This window comes from Acidovorax sp. 56 (assembly GCF_002749705.1).
Classification (GTDB): domain Bacteria; phylum Pseudomonadota; class Gammaproteobacteria; order Burkholderiales; family Burkholderiaceae_C; genus Acidovorax.
In genome coordinates, this window is sequence record NZ_PEEV01000001.1 from 2049454 (window position 1) to 2070508 (window position 21055).

Sequence of the window (21055 nt, forward strand, 5' to 3'; positions counted from 1 at the left end):
TCAACTCATATCACGGCAATGAAAACAAAAAGAACGCGCTCGCACTACCTGGCACTTGCCATTGGCGCATTGGTGACCTCGGCTTCCAGCTTGGCATTGGCGCAATCCTCCGTCACCGTTTTTGGCGTAGTGGACGTCGGCATCACCAGCGCCAAGGTTGGCAACGCCAGGCTCAATGCATTGAATTCCAGCCAAGGCAAGACCAGTCTGATTGGCTTTCGCGGCACTGAAGACCTCGGCGGTGGCAACCGTGCTCAGTTCTGGCTCGAAGGCGGCCTCAACCCAGACACCGGCAGTGGCGGTAGCAACGGCTCTTTGGGCTTCGAGCGCCGTTCCACGATCGGGCTGATGAACGACTCTTGGGGAGAAATCCGCCTGGGCCGCGACTACACCCCCAGCTACAACATCTTTACCGCGTTTGGCGGTCCCGACACCACGACAGGCGTGCAGGCCAACCTGTTCCAGACGATCCGCCAGACTGCCTATAGCGCAGCCAGCCAGAGCGGCACCGTGGATCGCACGCGCATCAGCAACTCCGTAGGCTACTTGCTCCCGCAGGACTTGGGCGGTTTCTACGGCCAGGTCGCGGTTTCCTTTGGTGATGAAAACGCCTCCAACTCTGGCGCAAGCAAGGCGCGCAAATACGTCGGGGGTAACCTGGGCTATCGCTCTGGGCCACTGAACGTTGGCATCGGCTACGGCAAGATGAACGGCACTGCAGCCGTGACTTCGCCCAGCGCCATTGCGGCAACCAGCGATCTGGAAGATTTGGTGCTGGGCGCTTCCTACAACTTCGGTAGTTTCGTGCTCAATGGCGGATACAACAGCCTGAAGTGGGAACCCGCCAACGGCACAACCTCCGGGAAGGTGGATGGGTTCTACCTGGGCACAACCATCCCAGTGGGGCCGGGCAGCCTTCGCATCAAGTACGCCAGCGCCAAGTTCAGTGGTAACGCCACAGCCCTCACTCGCAGTGGTGGCAAGTCCGACAAGTATTCCGTCGGTTACGTCTACGACTTCTCCAAGCGCACCTCGTTGTACGCAGGGGTTGCACGTGTCAGCAACAAAAACGGTGCCAGCACTGGCCTGATCGGCGGTCCCGCAGGTGTGGCAAATACCGGATCGACCGGTTTGGACCTGGGCATCAGCCACTCTTTCTGAGTCGCACAACGCTTCTTTCCATCACGAAGTCGCCAAGGTTGAGCAGGCCCTTTTCCACGAGGGCCTGTTTTTTTGGGGCTTCAACTTCTCCAAGCCATTCTCACCATGCGCCACCTCACTTCTTCATCCTGCTTGATGGCAGTGACCGCCGCAGTTGCCTTGCTGAGCGCCTGCGCCAACACCCGCCCATCCAACGTCGCTAGCTCCGAGACGGTCACGCAGACCACCGGCGTTGGCAGCGTCAGCGCCATCGTCACGCGCCAGGACATCCAGTTCGACGACAAGTTCTATTTCCCTTACGAAGGCCAACACCCGGCTACCAAGGCCGATTTCCCCAAGGGCTTTCTGCCGGCCTATGGTTCGGGCCTGGCCTTGAAGGGCAGGCGCGCCGACGGAACGCTGGAGTTCTACGCCATCACCGACCGCGGCCCAAACGCCACCACCGGCCCAGTCACGCAGATCACCGACGGCTCCAACCCCATGGGGTTCTCCAGCTCCACGGTGTTTCCTTCGCCTAACTTCACACCGTCCATCGGCGTGATCACCCTCGGCAAGGACGGAGCCAAGCTCGTCTCCACCCTGCCGATCAAGTTCAGCGCCACGCAAAATGCCAATGGTCGCGTCCAGCCACGCGGCATCACAGGCAACACAGGCGAACAAGTTTTAGACGACTCCTTCACCTACCCCGGTATGGTCAAGGGCTACAGCGAGTTCGGCCTGGACACCGAATCCGTGGTGGTGGATACCGCACGCAATGCGCTGTGGGTGTCCGACGAATACGGGCCCTTCATCGTGAAAATTGATCCGGCTACCGGCATCATCCAGAAGAAATACAAGCCCGGCACTGGTGAGGCCGATCTGCCTGCCATCCTTGCCAAGCGCCGTGCCAACCGTGGCATGGAGGGCCTCAGCATTGATCTGGCCAGCGGCAAGCTGCACGGGTTCCTGCAAAGCCCGCTGAACGACGGCAAGGCTGACTACACCACCGCGGCCGTTCCTGACGCGACCGGCAAGTCGGAAAACGTGCGCGATTACGCCCGCTTTGTGCGCTGGGTGGAGTTTGACCCGACGACAGAGAAAACCCGTCTGTTTGCATTGCCCGTGGACAGCAGTTGGTACAGCCAGGGCAAGACCGGCAATGCCAAGTTTGGTGATGTGGTCTCGCTGGGCAAGGGCAAGTTCATCGCCATTGAGCAAGGCACAGGCAAAGACAAAAAGGTTTTTAACGATTTAGTGTTGATTGAGTTTCCGGCCAACGCTACCGACATCACCGCGCTGGGCTCCGACCTGGAAAAGAGCAGCATGACCGGCAAGCCGGTCCATGGGGCGGACTATTCCAAGGTAGTGGCGCTCAAGAAAACCCGGCTCTTCAACTTGAATGCCACCGGCTGGACGGCCGAGAAGGCCGAGGGCTTGGCACTGGTCGACGACCACACCTTGGCGCTGACCAACGACACGGACTTCGGTGTCTCGCTGGCCGTGCTGGATGCCAGCGGCAAGGAGATCGAAGGCTCCGACGTAACCCAATGCACGGTAGATGCCGACGGCAAAATCGCGAACGATGGCCACTGCGCCAAGGGTGCTGCGAGCCTGCGCTTTACCACCAATGACGTCAACGATCGCGCCCAGCGACTGTGGACCTTTCAGTTCAGCAAAAAGTTGAGCGAATACGGCGCTCCCTGAACTACAGCGGCTGCGCAAGCGGCTTTCTGCTTCAGTGCCATGCGTCGCTGCACCGGCGTCAGTCGACCCGATTGCACGAAGACTAGCGCTTGTCTGCGCGGGCTGTAACGCACATCCCACGCAGGGTGGCTCAAGGTGATGGCAGGGACTGAAATGCCTTTGCAATGGGGCGTTTTCTTGCATCCCCCTTCACCCTTGAAGATTCCGATTTTTCGCGCCCACGGCGGTTTTCTTTCTCAGCGCTGCGCCATCGCTAACCGCTGCGACCCGCCCCCGCACTGTTGCAATCACACACAAAATCGATAAAAAGAACCATTCTCATTTAGAATGTAGCCTCACTGCGAGCCACCGCAGCGGGCACCCAGGCGACACGCCGCCCCCCCCGCGCACCAGCCAGCAATCGCCCTTCACCCCTTTCGCGGGCTGGACAGGGTTGGAGATGGGCTGGCCCTGCGCTTTTCTTTTCCATGGCCTGCGCGCCCTCCTCCGGCCCACACCCAGCTGCCCCGGGGCCAGGGCTATCGCCCCCTCTGACGACACCGCTGCCACAGCGTGCGCCCTGCGCACCAAACGCTGCCGCCGCGCCTTCGCTCTGGGTCCATCGCCATGCATTTCTTCACGCCTTTGGGTCACTCTTTCATGCACAGCCAACGCCGCCCCGCCCTCCAACCCACCGCCTTGGCCGCCGCCCTGGCCTGCCTGCTGACGGTGTCTGCCGCCCACGCACAAGACACGGCAGACAAAGCCCTGTCCACCGTCACCGTCAACGCCAGTGCCGACGCGTCGGCCCAGGGCCTGTCGCCCGCCTACCCCGGCGGCCAAGTGGCGCGCGGCGCGCGTGCGGGCATCTTGGGCACGCGCGATGCGATGGACACGCCGTTCTCGGCCATCAGCTACACCAACGAATTGATCCTGGACCGCCACGCCCGCAGCGTGGGCGATGTGCTGCAAAACGACCCCACCGTGCGCGTGGCGCGCGGTTTTGGCAACTTCCAGGAGTCGTACTTCATTCGCGGCTTCCTGCTCGATTCGGACGACACCGCCTACAACGGCCTGTACAGCCTGCTGCCACGCCAGTACATCGCCACCGAGCTGTTTGAGCGCGTGGAGGTGCTGCGCGGCGCATCGGCCTTCTTGAACGGTGCCAGCCCCGCAGGCGGCGGCATTGGCGGCAGCATCAACCTGCTGCCCAAGCGCGCGCCTAACGACCCCCTGAACCGCGTGAGCTTTGGCGTGGGCAGTGGCGGCAGCACGCAGCTGGCGGCCGACATTGCCCGCCGCTTTGGGCCTGACGGCAACACCGGTGTGCGCCTGAACGCGGCCACCCACAACGGCGGCACCGCCATCAACGACGAAGACGCCAAGCTGGGCCTGCTGGCCGTAGGCCTGGACTGGCGCAGCCGCGATGTGCGCCTGTCAGGCGACATCGGCTGGCAAGACCACAAGCTCAAACGCACCCGCACCAACGTAACCCTGGGCGCCAACGTGACCAGCGTGCCCGCCGTGCCTGACAACCAGGCCAACTACGCCCAGCCCTGGAGCTACTCGAACGAGCGCGACACCTTTGGCACCTTCCGTGGCGAATGGGACATCACCCCTGACGTGACGGCCTGGGCCGCGGCCGGTGCGCGCCGCAGCGAAGAGGCCAACTCGCTGGCCAACCTGACCGTGAACAACGGCAGCACCGGTGCAGCCACCACCTACCGCTTCGACAACACCCGCGAGGACAGCGTGAACACCGGCGAGCTGGGCGTGCGCGGCAAGCTGCTCACCGCAGGCGTGGGGCACGAATGGGTGGCCACCGCATCGGTGTACGACTTTGAAAAGAAGAACGCCTACGCCATGGACTGGGGCAACACCCAGGCCACCAACCTGTATGGCCCCGTGTCCACCAACCTGCCCGCCTTCAGCGCGGGCACGCTGTACGGCGGCGACCTGGCCAACCCGCTGCGCACCGGCACCACACGCCTGACCAGCTTTGCCGTGGGTGACACCCTCACGCTGCTGGACAAGCGCCTGCTGCTCACCGCTGGCCTGCGCCACCAGAAGATCAACATTGCCAACTACCTGTATGCCAACAGCGCCCTCACCGACCGCTACGAGCAAAGCCGCACCAGCCCACTGCTGGCCGCTGTGTACAAGCTGGACAAGAGCGTGTCGCTGTACGCCAACTACGTGGAAGGCCTGAGCCAGGGCCAAACCGCCCCCAGCACCGCCACCAACCGGGGCGAGATGCTCAAGCCCTACGTCGCCAAGCAAAAGGAAGTGGGCGTGAAGTACGACGCGGGCCGCGTGGGCGGCAGCCTGGCCTTCTTCAGCACCGACAAGCCCCGCGCCTATCTGGACGCCAACAACCTCTTTGGCACCAACGGCAAAGACCGCCACCAGGGCCTGGAGCTGGCCGTGCAGGGCGAAGCCACCAAGGGCCTGCGCCTGCTGGGCGGCCTGACCTGGCTGGACGCCAAGCAGCAGACCACCGGCTCGGCCACCACCGACGGCAAGCGCGTGATTGGCGTGCCTGAGGTGCAGGCCAACATTGGCGCCGAATGGGATGTGCCCGGCGTGCGCGGCCTGGCCGTGGACGGGCGCCTGGTGCACACCGGATCGAGCTACGCCAACGCTACCAACACGCTGAAGGTAGGCGGCTGGAACCGCCTGGACCTGGGCGTGCGCTACCTCACCGAAATGCAGGGCAAGCTCGTCACCCTGCGCCTGCGCATCGACAACGTGGCCGACAAGAACTACTGGGCCTCGGTCGGTGGCTACCCCGGCTCAGGCTACCTGACGGTGAGCGCACCGCGCACCGTGAGCCTGAGCGCCAGCGTGGACTTCTAAGCCCTCCAGGGCCCACCTGGGCGCAGGCTCTGCGCAGCCCGCGCCCAGCACACCCATCGCCTGACGCCGTGACGCCGTACAGGCCCGCAGCCCCCTGCAGAACAGGGGCTGCACCCAAAGGTTTTAAGCAAAAACAGCCACCAACGCTTATCTAACAAGCGCAGGTAGCTATCAAAACATGAGCATTTTAGTCCCCACCCACGTGGGGCGGGATGTGCTCGCCCTGTGATTTCTGAAACCCGTTTCGTTGAACCCACCGCAAGGAGCTGACTGACATGAACCAACCTTTGAACACCCGCACCCCAGGCCTGGCCCGTAACCTGCTGGCCGCCGCCCTGCTGGCCACCACCGGCCTGGCCGCACAAGCCCACCAAGTGTGGCTGGAGAACTCTGGCGGCCAAGCCAAGCTGCACTTTGGCGAATACAACGACAACCTGCGCGAAACCTCGCCCGGCCTGCTCGACAAGTTCAAGGGCGTGCCGGTGCTGGAGCAATCGGTGGCAGGCGCCAAGCAGCGCGTGGAAGGCCAGCTCACCAAGGAAGCCTTCACCTACACCGCCGCTGCGAATGCCGAGACGCTGTTTGCAGACGCCGCCTACCCCGTGATCGACCGCACCAAGGCCAACCTGCCCGCACTGCTGTGGAAGCCCACTGCCCGCTGGGTGGCCAGCCTGGCCCAGCCCGTGGCCCCCACCGCCGCGCTGGACCTGGTGCCCACCGGCAAGCCCGGTCAGCTCAAGGTCGTGTTCAACGGCGCCCCGCTGCCCAAGGCCAAAGTCGAGCTGGTGTCCCCATCAGGCTGGGCGCGCGAAGCCACCAGCGGCGACGACGGCACCGTCACCTTCGCCCTGCCCTGGAAGGGCCAGTACGTGGCCGAAGTCAAGCACAGCGACAAAACCCCTGGCGAGGCCCAAGGCCAGAAGTACGGCGAGGTGAGCCACCTCATCACGCTGAGCTTTGTGCAAGCCGAAGGCATGGCATCGCCAGCGATGCCCTCAGCCCACGCGCACTGAGCCGCACACCGCGCTGGCTGGCTCTGACGCCACCGGCCACCCCCATGGTGGCCGGTGAGCACCGGTGGCGCGGAGTTGCCCCATTTTTGGCCTCACGTTTGGCCCATTGCAACCCATTGCGCCCCATCGCACAGCACCATGATTCACCCCCATTTCTTGCGCACGGCCGTAGCCCACGCCGTGCTGCTCGCCATGTGCGGCACAGCCTGGGCACAGACCAGCACAACGCCCGCTGCCAACACTGCAGAAGCCCCCACGGCAGCGCCCTCTTTGCGCCAGGTGGACGTGGTCGATTCCACGGCGGGCGCAGCGGCCATGCCTGCGCGGCGCGCGCAAAGCAGCTCGCGCCTGGGCCTGTCGGTGCTGGAGACGCCGCGCTCGGTCAGCGTGATCGACAACGCGCTGCTGGAGCAGCAGATGGCGACCACCGAGCGCGACGTGCTGCGCAACGCTTCGGGCGTTTCTGCGCGCAGCGAGTACTACGGCTCGTACTCGCAGTTCGCCATCCGGGGGCTGTGGGCCAACAACACCTACAACTTCCTGCGCGACGGCGCCAAGTTCGTCCACCTGCTGGACCCACCGCTGTTCAACATCGAGCGCGTCGAGGTCATCAAGGGGCCTGCCGCGCTGGAGTTCGGCCAGGTCGCACCGGGCGGCCTCGTCAACTACGTGAGCAAGCGCCCCCAGGCCGACCCACTGCGCACCGTGAAGATCGGTGCAGGCAGCGATGGCTGGCGCAGTGCCGAGTTCGACCTGACGGGCCCACTCAACGCCGAAGGCACACTGCGCTACCGGCTGGATGGCGGCGCCAGCCGGGGCGGCAGTTTTGTGGATGGCAATACCCCGCACAAACAGGGCGTGGCGGGCAGCCTGGAGTGGCAGATCACACCCGACACCGTTTGGCGCGCGCAGGCGGAGACCCAAAGCGCCGACGGCATCTCCACCTCGGGGCTGGCCGTGCCTGACCCCAAGAACCCACGCAGCGCCGATGCGCTGCCCGTGGGCGCGTTTTATGGCGAGCCCTGGTTGAACACCGACGGCCATCTGCGCTTTTACTCCACCGAGCTGCAGCACCGTTTTTCTGATCAGCTGGAAGGCCGCGTGCACCTGTCGCGCAACGAGACCTTTCGCAACGTGAACATCGTCTCGCCCATGGGCCCAGTGACCGACGGGCGCGTGGCCCGCACCTATTGGATGGCGCCAGGGCAAAAGTACACGTCGGACACTGCGCTGGCCGAGCTGCGCGCTCAGCTGCAAACCGGCGCCGTGAAGCACACGCTGCTGGCGGGTGTGGACTGGCGCACCATCTCTGGCTTTTACGGCGCGCGCACCTCGGGCAATCTGGGCAGCATCGACCTGTACAACCCCATCGCAGGTCTGGTGCCGCCCGTCGCCTCCACCGGCGTGGGCAAGCTCTCCTCCGACGCCCTCAACACCGGCGTGTTCGTGCAAGACCGCATGGTGTGGGGCGACTTCGGCTTGCTGCTGGGCCTGCGGCATGACCAGTTCAAGGACGTATACACCACACCCATCACCGACGTGAGCAAGACCCAGCCCAGCGCCGCGCTGAGCTGGCAAGTGCAACCCGGCAGCATGCTGTACGCCAGCCATGCACGCTCCTTCCAGGCCAACTCGGGCACGCTGCTGTGGGGCGACCGCGCCGCGCCGCCGTCCGAAGGCAAACAGTTCGAAGTGGGCTGGAAGCAAGAGTGGCTGGGGCAGCGCCTGATGACCACGGTCTCGGCATTTGACCTGGAGTTCACCAACGCCCCCGCCGCCGATCCGGAACACACGGGCTACTCCGTGCTCACGGCACGCCAGCGCATCAAAGGCGTAGAGCTGGAGCTGCAAGGCCGCATCAGCCCCGGCTGGACGGTCACCGCCCAGACCAGCTTCCTGGACCCCAAGGTGCTGACCGACACCACGGCCGGCGCCAACGTAGGCAACCGCATCCAGCAGGCCACGCGCCGCACCGCATCGCTGTGGACGCAGTACCGCGTGCCGCAACTGCCAGGCCTGTGGGTCGGTGGTGGCCTGGTGCACCAGGGCGACAAATTCACCGCCAACGACAACAAATGGCGCCTGCCCGGCTACACCGTGGTGGACCTGGCGATGGGCTACCAGTTCGCAGGCGGCGTGCGGCTGCAAGCCAACCTGAAAAACGCAGGCAACCGGCGCTACTACATAGACGGCACCACCACGGCCGCAGGGTTTGGCGCCGTGGTACCCGGCCAGCCGCGCAGCCTGCAGGTGTCGCTGGACTACACGTTCTGACGCTGCACCGTGCTCGCAGTGCCTACCCCACCGCGCACTGCGGGCGCCCTGCAAGGCCAGCGCAGCCCGGCGCACATGCCACGCGCACAACGCGCGCCCTTTCGTGTTTTTATTTTTGGAAAGACCACACCATGACCCCATGCACCACCCTGTGCCGCACGGCCATCGCATAAGCCGCCCTGCTTGCCCTGTGCGGCGCAGCCTACGCACAAACGGCCAGCGATGCTACGGCCCCGTCGGCAGAGAAGGCCTTGGCCCCCGTTACGGTCAATGCCAACGGAGGAAAAGAGAACCCCACCGGCCCCGTCACCGGCTTTGTGGCCAAGCGCGCCTTGAGCGCCACCAAGACCGACACGCCCCTGCTGGAAACCCCACAGGCCATCAGCGTGATCACCCGCGACCAGATGGAAGCCCAAGGCGTGCAAACCCTGCGCCAGGCCACGGCCTACACGGCGGGTGCCGTGTCCAACTACTTCGACAGCCGCGTGGACAGCTTCAAGGCACGGGGCAGTGACGTGAGCCAGTACCAAGACGGGCTGCTGCGCAGCTACGGCACCTATAACACCAGCCGCCCCGACCCTTACACGCTGGAGCGGGTGGAATTTTTGCGCGGCCCCACCTCGGTGCTGTACGGCCAGGGCAGCGTGGGCGGGGTGCTCAACCTCAGCAGCAAGCGGCCCCAGGCCGAGCCATTGCGCGAAGTGCAAGTGCAGCTGGGCAACCACAGCCGCAAGCAAATCGCCACCGACCTCACGGGTGCACTCGACCAGGAAGGCCAGTGGCTCTACCGCCTGGTGGCCGTGGGCCGCGACAGCGGCAGCCAGGTCGACCATGTGGACGACAACCGCGTGGTGCTGATGCCCTCACTCACCTGGAAGCCCAACGCCGCCACCTCGCTCACGCTGCAAGGCTTGCACCAAAAGGACAAGAGTGGCTCGCTGATCGGCTTCTTCCCCTGGCAAGGTACGCAACTGCCCAACCGCTATGGGCAAATCCCCACCAACACCTTCATCAGCGAACCGGGCTGGGACGCCTACGACACCACCAACAACTCCTGGGGCTACCTCTTCAGCCATCAGTTCAACAGCGACTGGACCCTGCGCCAGAACCTGCGCCGCACCGTGAGCGAGGTGGACTACCGCACCCTGTACACCAGCTTCGCGGCCAACGCCGCTGCAGGCCGCCCCGCTCGCCCTGTGTTCAACAGCGATGGCCGCACCGTGGTGCGCGATGCGGTCTGGCAATTCAACACCGGCCGCATGCTGCTCATCGACACACAGCTCGAAGGCAAGCTCAAGGCAGGCAGCACCGAGCACAACCTGCTCACTGGCATCGATATCCAGCGCAACCACACAGGCCAGTCGGTCTGGCGTGATCTCGCATCGTCCATCGATGTCTACAACCCTGTTTATGGCAACTTCACGCCCCCCACGGCATCGCAACTGGTGCGCCAGCCCAGCGTGGAGCAAAAGCAGCTGGGCTTTTACGCGCAAGACCAGATCAAATGGGGCCGCTGGACCGCCACGCTGGGCCTGCGCCACGACAGCGCCCAGACCGAAACCGAAGGCCGCCCTGCCGCAGCCGTGGACGACAAGGTCTGGACCAAGCGCGCGGGCGTTACCTACCAGATGGACGGCGGCTGGGCACCGTACGCGGGCTACTCCGAATCCTTCCAGCCCCTGGGCGGCGTGGACGTGTACGGCACGCCCTACAAGCCCCAGCGCGGCGAGCAGTGGGAGGCTGGCGTGAAGTGGCAGCCGCCGGGCCAGGGCATCAGCGCCTTTGCCGCGGTGTACACCCTGCGCGAGAAGAACCGCAAGACCAGCGACCCCAGCAACCCACTCAACAGCCTGCAGATTGGCGAGGTGAAGGTCAATGGCTTTGAAACCGAAGTGCAGGCCAGCCTGGCCCGCCAGTGGGACTTCACCCTGGCCTACGCCTACACCGACGCCAAGATCAGCCGCAGCAATGCAGGCGACCAGGGCCTGCCCGTGGCCAGTGTGCCCAAGCACACCGCATCGGCCTGGCTGAGCCACCGCTTTGCCGCCGAAGGCCGTGGCGGCTGGACGGTGGGGGCAGGCGTGCGCTACACCGGTTCGCAATGGAGCGGCACCACCGCCATCAGTGCACCGGCAGCCACCATTGCCGACGCCATGCTCGCCTACGACGCAGGCGACTGGCGCCTAGCCTTCAACGTGGCGAACCTGACCGACAAGGTGCAGATCACCCAGTGCCAAGCGCGCGGGGATTGCTTCTATGGGCAGGCGCGCACGTACACGCTGACGTCGACCTACCGCTTCTGAAGCGCACCCCGCCCCACTCCCCGGTGCCAAGGCGTGCCCGCCCTGGCACCGGGCCCGCCCGCCAGGCCTGCCCCCCTGCCAAGCCAGGTCAGACCCCAAGCGGTATCCCGCGATCGAAGCAACGCGGGTCGATCACACCACTGGCCCTCCAACGGTTCTCCAACCTTCTACCCATGTAAAAGCCATGACCACATTCCCACCCCACCGGCCCGCGCTGACTGCCGTGGCGCATGCCACCTTGGCGCTGCTGTGCGCCTGCGCAGCGCAAGCGCAGGCGCAAAGCGCATCAGCACCGGCCGTCGACAAAGCCCTGCCCTCGGTCACCGTCAATGCCGCAGCCGAAGGGGGCGAAACCGCTACCGGCCCGGTCACCGGCTTTGTGGCCAAGCGGGCCCTCAGCGCCACCAAGACCGACACGCCACTGCTGGAAACCCCGCAGGCCATCAGCGTCATCACGCGCGACGAGATGGAGGCGCAAGGCGCGCAAACGCTGCGCCAGACCACGGCGTACACCACAGGGGTGGTGTCCAACTATTTCGACAGCCGCCAGGACTCGTTCTCGGCACGGGGCAACGACTTGTCGCAGTACCTGGACGGGCTTCTGCGCCAGACCGGCTACTGGAACGACACCCGCCCCGACCCCTACACGCTGGAGCGCGTGGAGGTGCTGCGCGGACCATCGTCCGTGCTGTACGGCAAGGGCACGGTGGGCGGTGTGCTGGCGCTCACCACCAAGAAGCCCCTGGCCGAAACCCAACGCGAAGTACAGATCGAACTGGGCAACCACCACCGCAAGCAGATCGCCGCAGACCTGACAGGGGCCATCGACAAGGACGGTGAGTGGCTCTATCGCCTGGTTGCCGTGGGGCGCGACAGCGACACCCAGGTGGACTACGTCAAGGACGACCGGGTGGTGATTGCCCCATCGCTCACCTGGAAGCCCAACGCCGCCACATCGCTCACGCTGCAGGCCACCCACCAGCGCGACAAAAGCGGCTCGCTCATCGGCTTCTTTCCGTGGCAAGGCACGTTGCAGCCCAACACCTACGGCCAGATTCCGACGTCTCGGTTCAATGGCGAGCCGGGCTGGGACGCCTATAACGCCAGCAGTGACGCGATTGGCTACCAGTTCAACCACCAGTTGAACGACAGCTGGACGCTGCGCCAGAACCTGCGCCGCACCGTGAGCGATGTGGACTACAAGACGCTGTGGACCAGCTTCTCTCCGCGCCCCGTGTTCACGGCAGACAACCGCACCGTCCAGCGCGATGCCAACTGGCACCTGGGCAACGTGCGCATGCTGCTGGTAGACACCCAACTGCAAGGCAAGCAGCAGTGGGGCGCCACCGAGCACAACCTGCTCATGGGCATGGACGTGCAGCGCGTGCGCTCGGGTGCATCAGACTGGTTCCAGTCCAACGCGGCCGACCTGGACCTCTACAACCCCGTGTACGGCAACTTCACTCCGCCCACGGCGGCAGACCTGACCCTGCAGCCCAGCGTGAGCGAGCGCCAGCTGGGCTTCTACGCCCAAGACCAGATTCGCTGGAACGCCTGGACCTTCACACTCGGCCTGCGCCACGACAAGGACCGCTCTGCCACCGATGGCAGCCCCGAGGCATCGACCGAAGACAAGGCCTGGAGCAAGCGCGCAGGCGCCACCTACCAGCTGGGCAACGGCTGGGCGCCGTACGTGAGTTATGCGGAGTCGTTCCTGCCGCTGGGCGGCGTTGACTTCTACGGCAAGCCCTACAAGCCCACGCGCGGCAAACAGTGGGAGGCTGGCGTGAAGTGGCAGCCCGCAGGCCAGGGCATCAGCGCCTACGCAGCCTTGTACCAATTGCGCGAAACCAACCGCAAGACCAACGACCCCGCCAACCCCATGAACAGCCTGCAGGTGGGCGAAGCCAAGGTGCGCGGCCTGGAGGCCGAAGTGAAAGCCAGCCTGGCGCGCCATTGGGATGTGAGCCTGGGCTACGCCTACACCGATGCCCGCATCTCGCGCAGCAACGACGGCGACCAGGGCCAGCGGCTGGAGAGCGTGCCCAAGCACACCGCATCGGCCTGGCTGAGCCACCGGTTTGCGGCCGAAGGGCGTGGCGGCTGGACGGTGGGCGCAGGCGTGCGCTACACCGGCTCACAGTCAAGCAGCAGCGGCACGTATGCCATCAGCACCCCGGCCTCCACCATCGCCGACGCCATGCTCGCCTACGACGCTGGCGACTGGCGCGTGGCCTTCAATGTGGTGAATCTGACCGACAAGGTGCAGATCACCCAATGCCTGGCGCGTGGGGACTGCTTCTATGGGCAGGCGCGGACGTATACGCTGACGTCGACCTACCGGTTTTGAATGGACAGCGTGCGGGGTGTCCCCGCACGCTGGAGTTCAGCCGTCACAGGTCGGGCACTTCACCTGTCGCTGTGCCATGAATGAATTGCCTGCAGGTGTCAGCGATTCCTTGGGAGAAACTATCGGGGTCCACCCCGTCGTCTTGCGCAAACTCGGTCATCGCAGCGCACATGGCTTCAAAGTGCTTGGAGGCAATCGTATTGCGCTCGTACCGCTTTTGATAGCGCTCCAGAAGCTCTCTCGCGCTCTCCGAATGCTCGGCCAACGCGCTCAGATACTCGGCGTACTCAGCCTCCACAGGGGCTTGTGCCATATGGTCCGTCCACAGACGCCATCCCACTAACAGAGCGAGGACGACAATACCGAAAGCGATGAGAGGACCCCACTCGCGTGCGAAAGATCTGGGTTGCGGCAAGGACGATGAGGTCGAAGAAGGCATGGAGACAATATCGAAAGCGTGGGCCCGCAGCTTGCGCAGCAGGTGCAGAAAGACGCGAAGCCTACCGCATACCGGCCTTGTGCAAGCACGCGGTGCCGAACACGACCAGCCTCCATGCCGCCCCGTCAGGTGGCAGAGCAGCTAAAGCTCTCTGCCTTGGCGGGGTCTCCCGTGCCGTTGTAGCGCGGGAACTGCGGAAACTCGCACACCGGGCGCTGCAGCACAGGCGTCTTGCTGCCAGCAGCAAACTTGGTGGCTACCAGCTTGTCGGGCGCGGTCTGCTTTTCTACCCAGTTGTCCAGGGCCGTGAGCAGGTCGATGGACAGCGGGTCGGTGCCTGCACCATCCAGGTTGTGGCCCACGGATGGTGAGGTGAGCATGCGCGCAAAGCCCCGTGCCTTGGTGGCGCCCACCTGTTGCTTCATCGACTCAAAATAGTCGGCCGTGCGGTACACCGATACGCAAGCATCGGCCAGGCCGTACCAGATGAGCAGCTTGCCGCCGTTGTCCGCGAAGGCAGAGATGTCGGGGTTGGTTGAATCGATCATCTCGGCCAGCCGCAGGTACTGGGACGGGAAGCGGGTCGGGTCGTGGTCGAGCAGGCTGAGCTTGGGGTTGCCCTCCACCAGGCGCGCGGCCTCTTGCGCCGCCATGAAGTTGAACGAATCCCGTGCGGCAAAGCTGTTGCCGAACATGTAGTCCTTCCAGTCTGACGTGGAAGCACCACCCCGCCCATAACGGGGGTAACCCCGTGCGCCCCGCGAGAGCGTGACAGGTGTGTCGTGGTCGGCGTAGATCAGGCGGATGGATTCGATCTGTCCAGCCGTCAGGCACGCATCGTTTTCGGCCCCAGTACACAGCAGCTCGGTGGGCACGTAGTTGCAAGCCGCCACATTGCCGATGATGCCGTCCTTGAGTCCATCGAGTGCATCGCAGGCCGCCGTCTCGGCCTTGGCATACAGGGCGATCTTCTCAGCGCTAAGCCAGTTCTCGGGTTTGGAAAAGATGTGCTTGAGCACCGTAGGCCCCAGGTTGACCTGGTGCGCCTGTTGGCTGATGGCGGGCTCCATGGCGATCACGCCGTCGTAATCCTTGGGGTAGCGCTGGGTCGCGGCCAGGGCCGATCGGCCGCCGTTGGAATGTCCCATGTGGTAGCGGCGCACAGGCCGTTTTCCGTAGAAGTCGGTCGCCATCGCCGTGCCCACTTCCAGCACCAGGTGGTTGGCTTCAAACGCATGGTTGCGCAGCGCTGCGTCGCTAGAGCCCCATGAGAAGCCTGCTGGCCCGTGCCCCGAGTCCGAGCTGATCTTGACGTAAGGGTTGGCCGATGGGCCCACGAGCTGCTGGTAGAACACATCGTCCGTGGGGATGAAGCCATCGAACCCGCCGCCCCCGATGGTGAGCGTTTTGCCATTCCACAGGCTGCCGCTGGGCAGCTCCACCGCCCAGTGGATGGTGGAATCGGCCGACGAAACGATTTCGCCACGCACGATGCACACGTCTGGCAGGCTGCCGTTGGATTTGCGGACCTCCGTGGCCGTGACCTTGGCACCGCCGGGCAATGCAGCCGGGCGGTAGGTGGGGCAGGCTTCGGCCAGAGGGCGGGAAGACGGCGACGGCGTGCCGTCGCTGCCGCCGCAGGCGCTCAGGGCCAGTGCGGCCACAACAGCCAGCGCTGTGCCCGCAGCGTTGCGGGCCCGCAGGGCCCTGCCCGGCGAGCGCAACGCAGACGCGTGAAAGGTGGGGGAAGTCATGTGCAAAGTCTCCATATGTCGTGATGGTTTTAGGAGCCCTGCTGGCGGTATGCAGGCAGATGAGCAGAGTGCCCCACATGCCTGCCGCTGCAATGGCTCCGGGCGCCACGATAGGAGGCCAGGGGCACAAATAAGCCTCTGCAAATGCAGAGGGGAAGGGAAAGTCCTGAGCGCCGGTGAAGACGGCCACAGCCGATGTTGCCGCGCCAGAAGACCCCGCTATTTGCGCAGGGCGCTCACCAGCTCGACCTTGTTGCGCACGCCCAGCAGGCCGTAGGCACTGCGCAGATAGGTGCGCACGGTGGCGGGTGACAAGCCCAGTGCCAGCGCAATGTCTTTGTACGAATGCCCGTGCGCATACAGCGTGGCCGCACCCAGCTCACGCGGTGCCAAAGGCGACTGCGACGGTGGCTGCGCACTGCCCGGCTGGCGCACCACCAAGCTGATGAGGACCAACGGGCCACAGGCCTCAAACCGCAGCCGGGTGCTCTTGCCCAGCGCCATGGTGCCCGGCAGCTTGCACAACCCCGCATGCAAGGCGGCAGGCAGCGCAGGGCCGGACCACTGCGGGTGGGCCTGGTGCAGCGCCTGCCCCAGGCGCAAACCCACGTAAAGCAAATTGCCATCTGGCTCGGCCAGCGCATGGCCATCCCACGGGTGGGCCGATGGCAGCGCCTGCAGGCGCTGCAACGCATGGCGCCAGTGGCACAGCAGGTGGGCAACAAACTCGCCAAATAACGCTGCCTCCAACCCCGAGAACGGCGGACCTTGCGGTGGACGGTAGACAGAGACGAAGAACATCATCCCGCTGCCCGGCAGTTCCACCGTGATGGCCATGCAGTGGAACAGGCCGTGGCGGCGGCAGAAGGCTTCCAGCTCCGGAGGGATGGCGCCGGGTGCATCCGGACCGTTCTCGCAGATGACCTCGCCCAGGCGCTCCATGGACATGCGCGCAAACTCGTCGCCCGCCGCCAGCGCGTTCCACTCCTGGGCAAACCGCTGGCTCAGGCCGATGCTGCCATGCAACCAGTTGCGCGGCGCAGCCTGTGCATTGCCTGCGGACACTTCGCCCCACCATGCTGAATCAAACGGCACCAGCCGCTGCAAAAGATGCAGCGCGTCGTGCAGCATCTGCTGCGGCGGGGTTTGATGGGCCAGTGCCGTCAGATCCAGCAGGCTGGCGCTGAGGGCTTGCAAGGGTGGCAGGGGCGGCGCGTGCAGCCAACGCTGTGGGCGGGGTGCGCTGCCAACGGAGGGGGGCATGGGGCGTCTCCTGGTTATTTTTCATAACCAATGTACCGAAACACCCAGGGGCTGCGTACCCGTACATGCCCTGCCGCACACGCGAGGCCGATTGGCGTGCAAACGCCCTCAGCGCAGTGCATATTTCAGATCAAATCAGGCTCTAGCGCTTATTCAATAAGCGCTAGCAGCTATCAAAAATGCAGCAAATCAGCGCAAAATCAGTGGAACTCCAGGCGCACATACCCCGCCTGTGCAAGCGCTTCAGAGCCGAAGCTGCCCCATCATGGGCAATGCCACGGGGACAGTCTGGCTCCGTCCCCAGGCCTCAATGCCCGCCAAACGTCCCCAGCTGCCGCAGCCCACCCGTCAGGCCCCACAGGCTGATGCACCAACCGTCACAGCCCTCCACCACCACCAATCCAGGCAGGTCATTTCCGTCGATGTCGACATAGCTCTCGGGCGCGCCCGGCACCTCGCCCATGTAGACGTAAGCGTCCTGCTTGCGCACAAACACATGGTGCCGCTGGGCTTCGTAGAACGCATTCACATCGCGCACCACCTTGCCCGGCACCACCAACGTGGTGCGCGCATCCGCCGTCGCCTGGGGCAGACGAACAGACATGGCCGATTCCCACCGCAACTGGGGCTGCAGCCAGCCAAAGCGGCGCGTGTCGGATTGCAGATAGGCTTGCAATCCTGTGCGGTGCACAGGCTCGATCTTGCGCACATCCCACCCGGGCGTGGCAGGTGGCGTGAGCGAGAACAGTCCGTACTCCCTGCGGTCACTCTGGCGATCGCTCGGACGTGCAGTGCCCTGCACCGTCACCCCCACAGAGTCCCACTGCTCAGCGCCGGAAGCGTTCTTGAACACCTCGGCCTTGCACTGGTACTTGACCCCGGCCTGCAACGCAAACACGGCCTTGCCTGTATTGCAGTGCTGCGCCAATTGCTGCAGCGGTGCCTTATTGTCGAACGATGCCAGCACCCGCTCCATATCGGGCGTCATCATGGCAAAGAAGAGGCCGCCACGGGTGCTTTGGCTTTCCTTTTCCATTCCGGCAAAAACGGGCAAGGTGCAGGCGAGGGCCAGCAAGGGGGCGAGCAGACGTGGCAGGGTCATGGCAGCTTCTTGTGAATAACGCGAGGATGCTAACGCGATGGGTGTGGACTCAATGGCTGCGTCGGGCCCTGAGCTGTCTTTCGGGAGTGCCACCCGCAAGTTGCCGTTGATTCAAAACAGATGGATCGGTGCTAAAGAGCACGCAGTAGATGAACTCGGTTGGCTTACTGTCACGCTATAGTTTGTCGACTTAATGCTTGCCGGGTTTCATGAGAAATTTATACCTGTTTATTTACACAGCAACCAGGTTCGCAAGCCAATAGGCAAGCCGGTTGCGAGACTTTTTCTCAAAAGATGATCGTCACGCCCCGGATGTATCAACCGTGTTTTGCCGTCTACATCACTACAAGGGCTTCCCCCAAAAAGTCAAACGAATACTCCCCCGCAATGAATCGCGCAGCGATTCATTGCGGAATTTGAATTCACTTCACTTTGCTACCACCGCACTCAACATGGCGCTGTGTCTGAGTGCAAAGAATGCGGACAGCGAAACTACAAACGGTCATTGATGCAGGCGGTCTGTGCCCGCGGACCCTGATGAAAGACGCACGCGAGGTACCCATTCGTTAGCCGAGGACTCCTTGCCTCCGCGATGTATTCGGTAACCCCTCGCGCAGGTCCTACCCTTTGCTCATCAACGCTAGCTTTCACGCGGTGGAACTTGTCTCATGCAGGCAAGCGAAACGCCTCGCCTCGGTTCAATACTGCCCAGCACATGCGGGCATTCTTGGCGGCAATCGCAACCACCGCACGCCAGTAACCTCTGCGCTCAGCCAAGGCACAAGCCCAGCGACTGATGGGGTCTGAGCGGTTCTTGGCTGTTTGCAAGACCGAACGCGCTCCCAGCACCAGCAAAGAGCGCAAGTACGGATCTCCCGCCTTGGTGATATGCCCCAGGCGCGATTTACCGCCCGAGCTGTATTGCCCTGGAGTCAGTCCCAGCCAGGCGCTGAGTTGGCGACCGCATTGGAAATCATGGCCATGGCCGATGGTGCTCAACAGCGCTGTAGCCGTTGTGGGTCCCACCCCGGGCAATTGCATCAATTGTTTGACCTCGGTGTTGTACCGTGCCAGCGCTGTGATGTGCTGGTCGTATTGGGCAATGCGCTCATCCAACCGGGTGACTTCACTGAGCAGATCACCGATCACTGTGTTGGCCCAGCCGGGCAAATCTTCCAGGCTGGCCAAGGCTTCACGGCGCACGACGGCTGCCTTGAGTGGCAGCACGATACCCAGCTCCGAGAGTAGGCCGCGAATTCGGTTGAGCGTTGCGGTGCGCTGCTCGACAAACCCCTGGCGGGCGCGGTGCACCATGAGCTGGCCTTGCTGCTCCAAGCTCTTGATGGGCACAAAGCGCATATTGGGTCGGGTCACGGCTTCACAGATAGCCGCCGCATCGGCCGCATCGTTCTTGCCGCGTTTGCCTGACAGGCGGTAGGGGGCGACGAACTTGGGTGCCATCAGGCGCACAGTGTGGCCAAACCTCTGAAACTCACGCGCCCAGTGGTGGGCGCCAGAGCACGCTTCCATGCCGATGAGACATGGCGGCAGTGCGGCGATGAGTTCGAGCAGCTTGGCGCGCGGCACACTGGGTCGCAAAAGTTTTGGCTTGCCTGTGGCATCAACGCCATGGACAGCAAACACATTCTTTGCCAGATCGATTCCGATGGTGACAATGTCAGTCATGGACTTCCCCTTCCAACAAACGAGTGAGTTGATGAGATATCGAACTTCCCATCGTGGCACCTGGATGCCGTATTCCGCAACTGTGCGGTTCACTCGGGACGGGGAAGTCCCTTTCATTCGTTAGGCCTCATGTCCCCAGACGACAGTAATCTCGCTGCACTCCGAATCGTCGAAGCTGTACGTGCAGCCTTCCCGGAGGAGGCTGCGATGGCGGATGCAATTCTCCTCCGAGATGGGTATGAAGAGGATGCGCATTTCACATGGCTTGAGCATTTTTCCCAGTTCACAACCGATGCCATCAAACGACTCGATTTCACTAGGGCAACCGATCATCTCAACCTGCTTTCTGGCATCGTGGCTGGCGGGGACGAGCCAACTGTGCGGTGCATCGACGTTGCGTACGTTGAATCCCTAATGTGGGACATCAAGGACGACAAACTAAAGCGGGAAGGATGGAGACGGATTCCAGTGAATCTCCGGGCGCTCTACGTCGCAATGTGGGGTGAGTGGCCCTTTATGAAGGGAGCGTCATGATGGCGAACCTTTCGCCCGACACGGACACGAAACAGCAGGAGGCCGCTTCGCGGCAAGTGTTGCGTGCCGGTCAGCTCCAACGTTAAACAGCATGACAGCCCGCCGCTCTGTGAATGAAGTGCTTGCCGATCTGGGAAGTCCCGACGAGCAGCCGCTTGAGCTCGAAGGCATCCTGGAGGCTCACGCTGAAGGCTTCGAATTGCTGCACTATCCGAAGGCCGAGCGCATGTCCGGACCGCAAGACGGTGAGCATCAATACCGGGCTGGCGTTTGGGTGGGGTTTGGCAATGGCAGCCTTCAGCCGAATCGCGATGCGCTTAATCGCTGGGTTGGCAAGCGTGTCCGCATCCATGGCATCTTGAGCAGCTACCTATCCCTTCCGCCCTTTGGTTCACTTGGGCGCGGCGGGTTCGGTCCGTGGGGCTTCTGGCCGGCGCAGATCGAGCCGTATTCAGTCCAGCGTGTCACCGCCGAGGAACGGCGAGAAGCTGCTGTTTAACCCTGCGCTCAAGCGGACCTGCGCCAGCTACGCTGGCTGATCCGCTTAGCTGGACAGTTGACCGGCTGCTCCTGGCCGATAACAGCTGTCCATTCCGATAGAAACAATCAGCGGCTGGATACTGTTTTGGCCCATCGGCAACGCAACCCATGTCAACCT

The 21055-nt window shown here is 63.7% G+C and carries 14 protein-coding genes; 9 read left to right on the top strand and 5 right to left on the bottom strand.

What is annotated here, in order from left to right:
• Positions 1–18: 18 nt before the first annotated feature.
• From CLU88_RS09050 to CLU88_RS09080, 7 genes are all read left to right on the top strand, one after another.
• The gene (locus tag CLU88_RS09050) at positions 19–1161 is read left to right on the top strand and encodes a porin (protein WP_099656300.1); all 1143 of its coding nucleotides are present in this window, start codon (positions 19–21) and stop codon (positions 1159–1161) included.
• Positions 1162–1266: 105 nt separating this feature from the next.
• Entirely contained in the window at positions 1267–2844 is a 1578-nt protein-coding gene (locus CLU88_RS09055; RefSeq protein ID WP_099656301.1) for an esterase-like activity of phytase family protein, read from the top strand.
• Between the two features lie 639 nt (positions 2845–3483).
• On the top strand, positions 3484–5679 hold the full coding sequence (locus CLU88_RS09060; protein WP_099656302.1) for a TonB-dependent siderophore receptor: 2196 nt from the start codon (positions 3484–3486) through the stop codon (positions 5677–5679).
• Between the two features lie 275 nt (positions 5680–5954).
• Positions 5955–6692: a DUF4198 domain-containing protein gene (locus tag CLU88_RS09065; protein WP_099656303.1), complete on the top strand. Its 738-nt coding sequence runs from the start codon at positions 5955–5957 to the stop codon at positions 6690–6692.
• 138 nt (positions 6693–6830) lie between these two features.
• Positions 6831–8966 (top strand): TonB-dependent siderophore receptor, encoded by a 2136-nt coding sequence (locus tag CLU88_RS09070; RefSeq protein WP_099656304.1) that lies wholly within the window; start codon positions 6831–6833, stop codon positions 8964–8966.
• Positions 8967–9145: 179 nt separating this feature from the next.
• Positions 9146–11269, top strand: coding sequence for a TonB-dependent siderophore receptor (locus CLU88_RS09075; protein WP_099656305.1), 2124 nt, complete (start codon positions 9146–9148; stop codon positions 11267–11269).
• A gap of 184 nt (positions 11270–11453) precedes the next feature.
• The gene (locus tag CLU88_RS09080; RefSeq protein WP_099656306.1) at positions 11454–13619 is read left to right on the top strand and encodes a TonB-dependent siderophore receptor; all 2166 of its coding nucleotides are present in this window, start codon (positions 11454–11456) and stop codon (positions 13617–13619) included.
• A gap of 43 nt (positions 13620–13662) precedes the next feature.
• Here the strand turns inward: CLU88_RS09080 and CLU88_RS09085 are convergent, their stop codons facing one another.
• The 5 genes from CLU88_RS09085 to CLU88_RS09105 all read right to left on the bottom strand — a co-directional run bounded on the left by CLU88_RS09085 (position 13663) and on the right by CLU88_RS09105 (position 19863).
• Positions 13663–13932, bottom strand: a complete 270-nt coding sequence (locus tag CLU88_RS09085) for a hypothetical protein (RefSeq protein WP_143225970.1) — start codon at positions 13930–13932, stop codon at positions 13663–13665.
• Between the two features lie 251 nt (positions 13933–14183).
• A complete protein-coding gene (locus tag CLU88_RS09090; RefSeq protein WP_233205419.1) occupies positions 14184–15812 on the bottom strand; it encodes a tannase/feruloyl esterase family alpha/beta hydrolase in 1629 nt (542 codons plus the stop codon).
• Between the two features lie 219 nt (positions 15813–16031).
• On the bottom strand, positions 16032–17075 hold the full coding sequence (locus tag CLU88_RS09095; protein ID WP_099656309.1) for a helix-turn-helix transcriptional regulator: 1044 nt from the start codon (positions 17073–17075) through the stop codon (positions 16032–16034).
• A 307-nt stretch (positions 17076–17382) separates the two neighbouring features.
• Entirely contained in the window at positions 17383–18177 is a 795-nt protein-coding gene (locus CLU88_RS09100) for a hypothetical protein (protein ID WP_099656310.1), read from the bottom strand.
• A 666-nt stretch (positions 18178–18843) separates the two neighbouring features.
• Positions 18844–19863 carry an IS110 family transposase gene (locus tag CLU88_RS09105; RefSeq protein WP_099656311.1) on the bottom strand — a complete coding sequence of 340 codons (1020 nt, stop codon included), beginning with the start codon at positions 19861–19863 and terminating at the stop codon, positions 18844–18846.
• Positions 19864–19992: 129 nt separating this feature from the next.
• Here CLU88_RS09105 and CLU88_RS09110 point away from each other — a divergent pair, with 129 nt between their 5' ends.
• Complete coding sequence (locus CLU88_RS09110; RefSeq protein ID WP_099656312.1) at positions 19993–20397, top strand: hypothetical protein; 405 nt, start codon at positions 19993–19995, stop codon at positions 20395–20397.
• A 91-nt stretch (positions 20398–20488) separates the two neighbouring features.
• Positions 20489–20896 carry a hypothetical protein gene (locus CLU88_RS22770; RefSeq protein ID WP_143225971.1) on the top strand — a complete coding sequence of 136 codons (408 nt, stop codon included), beginning with the start codon at positions 20489–20491 and terminating at the stop codon, positions 20894–20896.
• The last annotated feature ends 159 nt before the right edge of the window (positions 20897–21055 follow it).

What these genes read in the sequence shown, in the direction of transcription:
- CLU88_RS09100 (WP_099656310.1), bottom strand. Translation starts at nt 18,177, where the DNA reads ATGACCCTGCCACGTCTGCTCGCCCCCTTGCTGGCCCTCGCCTGCACC.
- CLU88_RS09080 (WP_099656306.1), top strand. Translation starts at nt 11,454, where the DNA reads ATGACCACATTCCCACCCCACCGGCCCGCGCTGACTGCCGTGGCGCAT.
- CLU88_RS09050 (WP_099656300.1), top strand. Translation starts at nt 19, where the DNA reads ATGAAAACAAAAAGAACGCGCTCGCACTACCTGGCACTTGCCATTGGC.
- CLU88_RS09065 (WP_099656303.1), top strand. Translation starts at nt 5,955, where the DNA reads ATGAACCAACCTTTGAACACCCGCACCCCAGGCCTGGCCCGTAACCTG.
- CLU88_RS09105 (WP_099656311.1), bottom strand. Translation starts at nt 19,863, where the DNA reads ATGACTGACATTGTCACCATCGGAATCGATCTGGCAAAGAATGTGTTT.
- CLU88_RS09085 (WP_143225970.1), bottom strand. Translation starts at nt 13,932, where the DNA reads ATGGCACAAGCCCCTGTGGAGGCTGAGTACGCCGAGTATCTGAGCGCG.
- CLU88_RS09060 (WP_099656302.1), top strand. Translation starts at nt 3,484, where the DNA reads ATGCACAGCCAACGCCGCCCCGCCCTCCAACCCACCGCCTTGGCCGCC.
- CLU88_RS09055 (WP_099656301.1), top strand. Translation starts at nt 1,267, where the DNA reads ATGCGCCACCTCACTTCTTCATCCTGCTTGATGGCAGTGACCGCCGCA.
- CLU88_RS09070 (WP_099656304.1), top strand. Translation starts at nt 6,831, where the DNA reads ATGATTCACCCCCATTTCTTGCGCACGGCCGTAGCCCACGCCGTGCTG.
- CLU88_RS09110 (WP_099656312.1), top strand. Translation starts at nt 19,993, where the DNA reads ATGTCCCCAGACGACAGTAATCTCGCTGCACTCCGAATCGTCGAAGCT.
- CLU88_RS22770 (WP_143225971.1), top strand. Translation starts at nt 20,489, where the DNA reads ATGACAGCCCGCCGCTCTGTGAATGAAGTGCTTGCCGATCTGGGAAGT.
- CLU88_RS09090 (WP_233205419.1), bottom strand. Translation starts at nt 15,812, where the DNA reads ATGACTTCCCCCACCTTTCACGCGTCTGCGTTGCGCTCGCCGGGCAGG.
- CLU88_RS09095 (WP_099656309.1), bottom strand. Translation starts at nt 17,075, where the DNA reads ATGCCCCCCTCCGTTGGCAGCGCACCCCGCCCACAGCGTTGGCTGCAC.